Origin of the sequence: Thioalkalivibrio sp. ALMg13-2, from assembly GCF_000381185.1 — a bacterium.
Lineage (GTDB): Bacteria > Pseudomonadota > Gammaproteobacteria > Ectothiorhodospirales > Ectothiorhodospiraceae > Thioalkalivibrio > Thioalkalivibrio versutus.
In genome coordinates this window covers 1-6,332 of record NZ_KB906147.1, presented here as the reverse complement: position 1 = coordinate 6,332, position 6,332 = coordinate 1, and the positions used below count along the sequence as shown (strand labels likewise).

Genomic DNA, 6,332 nt, shown 5'->3' with positions numbered 1-6,332 from the left:
CTGAGCCAGACCAGAGGGTGGAACGGGGTTCCACCCCCCTGAGCCAGACCAGGAGGAGAACGGACGTGCCGAGGATTGCCACAGTAGACGCGGATCAGGCCCTGGATCGACTGCTGGATGTAGCGCTGAACCACAGCGGGCAGGCGCGCTCCGTCCGTCGCGTGCTGTTGGCCTGCTACAACGCGCCGGAATGGCCGCTGGACCTGTCCGACCTTCGCGGACTTGATCCGGATCTCCAGGCGTCCGCGCTCACGGCAATCGGACTCTTTATGGAAGGTTCCGATCTTTATGAATACCGCCCGGAAGCCCCCTGGCAGGCGATTTGGGATTTAGCCTGCCAGGAATCCGAGGGCGGTGATAGAACACGCTGACCGGGATCTCCCGGGACTCACGACATTAGGAGGCGACCATGGCCGACACGAAACCCATGCCCAACGAGGCCGACCCCATCGTGGACTGGCGTACCGCCAGTTCGTCACCCGGAGGCCTGCGCGGGTCCGCCGCGATGGAGATCCAGACGCGCCAGGCGCAGCGGCTGGTGCACGGACGCGGAGCAACCGACAAGAAGGCACCCATCATCGGACTCGTGCGCTTCGCGACCACGATGCGGCGGATCTGGCGAGCCGCCGCCCTGGACGATCCGTGGGCCGACTGGAAACTGCTCCAGACCTATGAATCCCTCACGGAGAACCGCGAGGGCATCAATGCCCTCCGGGAACAGACCGAGCGACTCCTGGCCTCGATGCCCGGAATCGAGATCGACGTGGCTCAGAGCCAGAGTCCGTGCACCGTCCCACTGGAGTTCTCGAACCCCTACGGCTTCATGGGGGCCTACCTGATCGCCGACTTCGATCGAACCGCACGCGCCATCCTGACCGCACGCCACGTCGGGCTCATGGGCCGGGACGAGAGCGAGCGGATGCTGTATCAGGGTGGCCGACTGGTCCGCAGTGCGTTCAACGCTCCGCAGGGATTCCAGTATCAGGGCGTGACCCGGGACGACGTGGCCGCTGGCACAGCGAAAGCCCGACAGGCGATCGAGACCCTCGGCCTGCCGCCGAAGGAAGTCCTGGAGGGGAAACTGCGGGCGCCGGTGGCACCCGACATTCGGGACCCGAAGGCGCGCAGCGAGCCGCCCCCGGGGCTTTATGACGACGAGGACGACGATGAAACTGATGCCCCTGCAGGCGAGCGCGCCGAGTCCTACGACTCGCCCGTGGCTCAGGAAACCGGAACGTGATGGACCTTGATGGATCGCCTGGCTCAGATGCACGGAGAGTAGTTATAGCCGAAGGCCTGCCATGTAGTTACGCCCTAAAGGGCCCTTTAAGGGTAAGGGGGGCGCGGGGCCACTGGAGAGGGATACATGAAACTCGCTGACGCACGTAAGCGAATGCAGGTTCTCGAAACCGAACTACGGCAGATCGATGATCAGATGGACCAGCTGGTGCAGGAGTTCAAGAACACGTACCAGCGGCCCTGGGTCGCACATCCCGCGATCCATCGCTCCCGGCGGGAAGGCGGGTCCGTGTTCCGGTGGCGTCTACGTGGATTCGACGGCATAGGCCAGTCCTGGCTGATGTTTACGTCGGACATGCTTCAGGAGGCACTTTCCCGCGAGGGTGTGCCCCTGCGGACGCGTCTGGCATGGCTGAAGATCGAGCGTCGAGGGCGGATCCTCACGTTCGAGCACCGCAGACGGAACTACGAGCGGCTGCGCCTCAAGGACCTGGTCACCCAGCTACAGGGCTTGAACGCGCTGGAAGACCAATGGAGCGGTGGAGGGAGCCATGCTGAGTGACACCATGAGTCAGAAACTGCGAGAGGGTCTCCGTAAGTCCGCGCGGGCGATGCGCCGGTCAATCGGCAGCATGACCATGGAAGAGGTGGCCAGGGCGGGGCATATCGTGCCGCTGGACGGCTGGAATGGTCTTGACCTAGTGGAACTCGACGAGCTTTTCGACGGGCTCGATCAGGCGCGGTCACTGCGTGTCATTTGGCGGGCACGAACGGAGTTCGGCATCGACGTCACAGGACCCGACCACGCGTTGGCGCAGATTCGCCATCACCGCCTGGGTGATCGGCAACGGTTCCAACTCGTGACGATCGCGAAAATCGAGACGGCGAGAGCCGCCGCGTAACCGCTATCCCGATAGTGGAACCCTGAGCCAGAGCAGAGGGGGTGTAACCCCGTTACACCCTGAGCCAATAGTAGGACGAGTCGGCATCTTTCGGCCAAAACCACCCCGCTTCACTTCAGGATTTCGCCTAGCTTCCGGATGGGGCGCCGCGCACGCTGACATCGAACCCATGTCCGGTGCGAATCAATGTCCAATGCCTTTTCCGGTCGCGGCAACCTTGGCGCGGCGCCCACGCTCCGCCATGCCGAGCGCGGCGGCGAATCAACCCCCGTCACCAACCTCCGCATCTTCTTTGATCGACCGAAGCCCGACGGCAACGGCGGCTTTGAAGACAAGGGCGGGTTCTGGTTGGACGTGGCCTTGTGGGGCCCCCGTGCCGAGCAGGCCGCGCGCCTGCTGCCGAAGGGTGCTCGGGTCCACGTCGAGGGTGAACTGTTCGAGTCCACATGGAGTGACCGCGAGACCGGCGAGGAGCGATCCCGCCTCGAAGTCCGCGCGTCCGCCGTCGATCTGGACCTTGCGCGCGTCGAGGACGTGACGTTCCGGCAACGTGACGAGCGCACGGGAGGGACGGATGCCTGAGACCAAGTTCGCCCGTGCGCGCTGCGATTCCTGCATCTACTGGCACCGTCTGGGCACCAATGAAGGCTCCTGCCGACGCCACCCCCCGGGACTGCTGCAGCCCGTAGGCGCGAGCGACGGACCGTTCCCCATCACGAACGCGATCCACTGGTGCGGCGAGTGGACGCATCCCGAGGAGGTCCGCTGAGGCATGCCCGTGTACCAGGCTCAACTGGTGGAGCTCGGTCGCGTGGTCGCCACGACCCGCTTCGAGGCGCACAGCGACCAGACGGCCGGGAAGGAAGCCGACGAAAGCGCCGACTGGCGCAGAGGGCAATGGGCCGCGGTCACCCGCGTACCCACGGAGCCAGAACCTACGATCGCCTCGCGCGTCACCGCCGATGACCCAACCAAGGAAGAAGGAGACACTCCATGATGAACGGCATGATCACCCGCACCCTCCTCGCCGGTACCGCAATCGCGGCCCTGTCCGGCTGCATCGTGATCGAGGAGACGCGGCCGACGACATCCAGCAGCTCCACGGCTGGATCCAACAACCAGGCCTCCGGCCAACAGCAGTACGCGAACGAGGTCCTCAACTTCGAGGTCACCACCGCGACCGACGTTGATACCGCCTTCAATCGCATCCGCCGAGAGTTCGGGTATCTGCCGCTGGAACAGCGCACCAATCCCGCCGGACAGCCGTACTTGGAGGCCTCGGACGCCTACCATTTCCATGAAAATCCCGGCTCCTTCTACTCCGTGCGGGACTACCGCGAAATCCTCGGTCACGCCGGCGTGGTTCAGATGGACATTTCCCGTGAAGGCAACGGCAGTCACATCGCCGTGGAGTATTACGAAGGCACGGACCAGGTAGACGGCTTCCCCGCCACGGACGCGTTCATGGACCGCTTCCGCGCCAAAGTGCGCTCCACGGTCGAGTAGGTCCGGTCGTGCGACTGTTTCTTGCGGAAAAACCTTCCCAAGCCCGCGATATTGCGCGGGTATTGAGAGCATCTCGCAAGGAAAATGCGTGTATTCGCGGGGATGGGGTGACGGTAACCTGGTGCTTCGGGCATTTGCTGGAAATGGCCCCGCCACAAGACTATGACCCGGCGCTCAAGCAGTGGCGCGTGGAGACGCTTCCCATCCTGCCGGACCAGTGGCGGATGAACGTGCGACCCAAGGTGAAGGGGCACTTTTCCAGCATCCGGTCCCTACTGAAACAGGCCTCCGAAGTCGTCGTCGCGACGGACGCCGACCGGGAAGGCGAGACGATTGCGCGCGAGGTGCTGGATCTGTGCGGCTACCGGGGGCCGATCCAGCGCCTCTGGCTCGCCGCGCTGGACGAGGCCAGTGTGCGCAAGGCCCTCGCCAACCTGCTACCGGGGGATCAAACCTTCCCCTTGTACCGCGCCGGCGTGGCGCGCGCCCGTGCCGACTGGCTTGTGGGCATGAACCTCACGCGGGCCTACACCCTCGCGGCTCGGGCCCGAGGCTATGACGGCGTGCTCTCGGTCGGGCGCGTCCAGACGCCCACCCTCAAGCTCGTGGTCGATCGTGACCGCGCGATCGAACAGTTCAAGCCAGTCCCGTATTACGAGGTTTCGGTCCGCTGCGGCCACAAGAACGGCTCCTGGGAGGCCCGATGGGTGCCACCCGAGGGAGTGAGTGACTCCGAAGGCCGCTGTACCAGTCAACAGGCGGCCGCCTCTGTGGCGCAGCGTGTACAGGGGGTGCAAGGCACCGTGACCCTGGCGCAGACCGAGCGCAAGCGCGAGAACGCGCCACTGCCCTACGATCTCTCGACGCTGCAACAGGAGGCATCGAAACGGCTGGGGATGGGGGCGCAGGAGGTCCTCGATACCGCACAGTCGTTGTACGAGAAGCACAAAGCCACCTCCTATCCCCGGACCGACTGCCGCTACCTGCCCGTCAGCCAGCACGGCGAGGCACGCGACGTCCTGCAGGGACTAATGCAGAGCGACTCGACCATCGAACACCTGGTCGAAGGCGCGGATGCCGCCGTACAGGGACGCTGCTGGAATGACGCGAAGATCACGGCGCACCACGCCATCATCCCGACCACCGCCGTCGCGGATGTCCACGCGATGTCGTCGCGGGAACAGGCGGTCTACGATCTGATCCGGCGCCGCTTCATCGCGCAGTTCTATCCCGCCTACGAGTACGACCAGACGCGGCTGGAAGTCGCGGCCGAAGGCGAAACCTTCCGCACGCAGGGACGCGTCAATCGCCGAACCGGTTGGCGTGTGCTGATCCAGACGGACGCTTCGGCCGAGGAGCGCGCCGAAAGCGACCAGGCCCTTCCCAACGTGCAGAAAGGCGACCCCGTCTCGCTGGCCGGCGCGCAGATCCGCGACAAGGAAACCACCCCGCCGGAACGCTTTACCCAGGGCACGCTGCTCGCCGCCATGAAGAACATCGCCCGCGAGATCGCGGACGAGCGGCTGCGGCGCGTCCTGAAAGAGAACACGGGCATCGGCACGGAGGCGACGCGCGCCGGGATCATCCAGACCCTCATGGATCGCGGTTACCTGGAGGAGCGCAAGAAGAAGCTCACCTCCACGTCCGCCGCCCGGTCACTGATCGATGCGCTTCCGGGTCCGGTGAAGGACCCGTCCACCACGGCTCTGTGGGAACAGGCGCTGGACCAGATCGCCAAGGGAGAAGGCGAGATCGACGGGTTCCTGCAGCGGCAGTCCGAATGGGTCAAGCGACTGGTGCAGAACGTTCAACAGCAGGGCGCTGACGCGGTTCAGGTCGAGGCACATGCCCAGCACGCCTGCCCCGCATGCGGTTCGCCCATGCGGCGCCGCAAAGGCGGGTCCGGGGCGTTTTGGGGTTGTACCCGCTACCCGGACTGCACGACCACGCTGCCCGACCAGGGCGGGAAACCCGGCAAGGCCCCGAAACAGGGGCCGGTCGGGCAGTGCGGCTGCGCCCAGCAGGGCAGCATTAAGGAATCACCCAAGGCCTGGCAGTGCGAAGCGTGCAACGCCATTGTCTGGAAGCAGGTCAGTGGCAAGAAGCTGACCGAGACCCAGGCGCTCACGCTGTTCGCAGGGGACCTGGTACAGCTCAAGGGTCTCAAGAGCAAACGGACTGGCAAAACCTTTGATGCCGGTGCGAAACTAACGGAAGGCAAGGTGCAGCTGCAGTTCGACTGACTGCGCCAGACTACAGGAGAGCCCATGGCGATCATCCGATTCCCCATCGAGCGCCGCGATCACTGCGCCGCCGGCGCGACTGTTCAGCACCCGGAACACGGGGTCTGCGAGGTGCTCGACATCCCGGACGACGCCCCGATGCAACGCCTGCTCTACCGGGAACGGGATCACGCGTGGGTGGAGGCCGATGTGCGGGAGCTGCGCCAGATCGAGCGCCCGCTCGAACCGCATGAATTGACAGACGATTATTGGGAAGGATAAAACTAGAAGCGTCACACGGCTTTACCGCCCGCCTGAGCGCATCAGGCCCCTGAAAGCACCGCCCGGACCGGGTAGCGGTGCGCTGGCCCAGCCAGTCGGTCCTGCTGTATTTCATCCACCCACGCCGGGGAGAGCCTCCCCCCGGTTGGGCGCGTCTCTTTCGGCTATTCTCGAAGGAGGC

Annotated in this window: 10 protein-coding genes; all 10 read left to right on the top strand. The window is 64.9% G+C overall.

Annotated features, from left to right (window positions below):
- The first annotated feature begins 65 nt into the window (after positions 1 to 65).
- The 10 genes from F618_RS0114400 (at position 66) to F618_RS0114355 (ending at position 6,151) form a co-directional block, all read left to right on the top strand.
- Positions 66 to 371, top strand: coding sequence for a hypothetical protein (locus F618_RS0114400; RefSeq protein WP_026331252.1), 306 nt, complete (start codon positions 66 to 68; stop codon positions 369 to 371).
- Positions 372 to 409: 38 nt separating this feature from the next.
- On the top strand, positions 410 to 1,240 hold the full coding sequence (locus F618_RS0114395) for a PFL_4669 family integrating conjugative element protein (protein ID WP_018878665.1): 831 nt from the start codon (positions 410 to 412) through the stop codon (positions 1,238 to 1,240).
- Between the two features lie 153 nt (positions 1,241 to 1,393).
- Positions 1,394 to 1,801 (top strand): hypothetical protein, encoded by a 408-nt coding sequence (locus F618_RS0114390; protein ID WP_026148254.1) that lies wholly within the window; start codon positions 1,394 to 1,396, stop codon positions 1,799 to 1,801.
- Positions 1,791 to 2,141 (top strand): hypothetical protein, encoded by a 351-nt coding sequence (locus tag F618_RS0114385; RefSeq protein WP_019568990.1) that lies wholly within the window; start codon positions 1,791 to 1,793, stop codon positions 2,139 to 2,141. The genes F618_RS0114390 and F618_RS0114385 overlap by 11 nt, the downstream gene beginning before the upstream one ends.
- Positions 2,142 to 2,327: 186 nt before the next feature.
- The gene (gene ssb / locus F618_RS0114380) at positions 2,328 to 2,723 is read left to right on the top strand and encodes a single-stranded DNA-binding protein (protein WP_019568989.1); all 396 of its coding nucleotides are present in this window, start codon (positions 2,328 to 2,330) and stop codon (positions 2,721 to 2,723) included.
- Positions 2,716 to 2,910 carry a hypothetical protein gene (locus F618_RS0114375; RefSeq protein ID WP_019568988.1) on the top strand — a complete coding sequence of 65 codons (195 nt, stop codon included), beginning with the start codon at positions 2,716 to 2,718 and terminating at the stop codon, positions 2,908 to 2,910. Before ssb ends, F618_RS0114375 begins: the two co-directional genes overlap by 8 nt.
- Positions 2,911 to 2,913: 3 nt before the next feature.
- Positions 2,914 to 3,138: a hypothetical protein gene (locus F618_RS0114370; RefSeq protein WP_019568987.1), complete on the top strand. Its 225-nt coding sequence runs from the start codon at positions 2,914 to 2,916 to the stop codon at positions 3,136 to 3,138.
- Positions 3,135 to 3,647: a hypothetical protein gene (locus F618_RS0114365; protein WP_019568986.1), complete on the top strand. Its 513-nt coding sequence runs from the start codon at positions 3,135 to 3,137 to the stop codon at positions 3,645 to 3,647. Before F618_RS0114370 ends, F618_RS0114365 begins: the two co-directional genes overlap by 4 nt.
- 8 nt (positions 3,648 to 3,655) lie before the next feature.
- Positions 3,656 to 5,890 carry a DNA topoisomerase III gene (locus tag F618_RS0114360; RefSeq protein WP_081620928.1) on the top strand — a complete coding sequence of 745 codons (2,235 nt, stop codon included), beginning with the start codon at positions 3,656 to 3,658 and terminating at the stop codon, positions 5,888 to 5,890.
- A gap of 24 nt (positions 5,891 to 5,914) precedes the next feature.
- Positions 5,915 to 6,151: a hypothetical protein gene (locus F618_RS0114355; protein WP_019568984.1), complete on the top strand. Its 237-nt coding sequence runs from the start codon at positions 5,915 to 5,917 to the stop codon at positions 6,149 to 6,151.
- Positions 6,152 to 6,332: the final 181 nt, after the last annotated feature.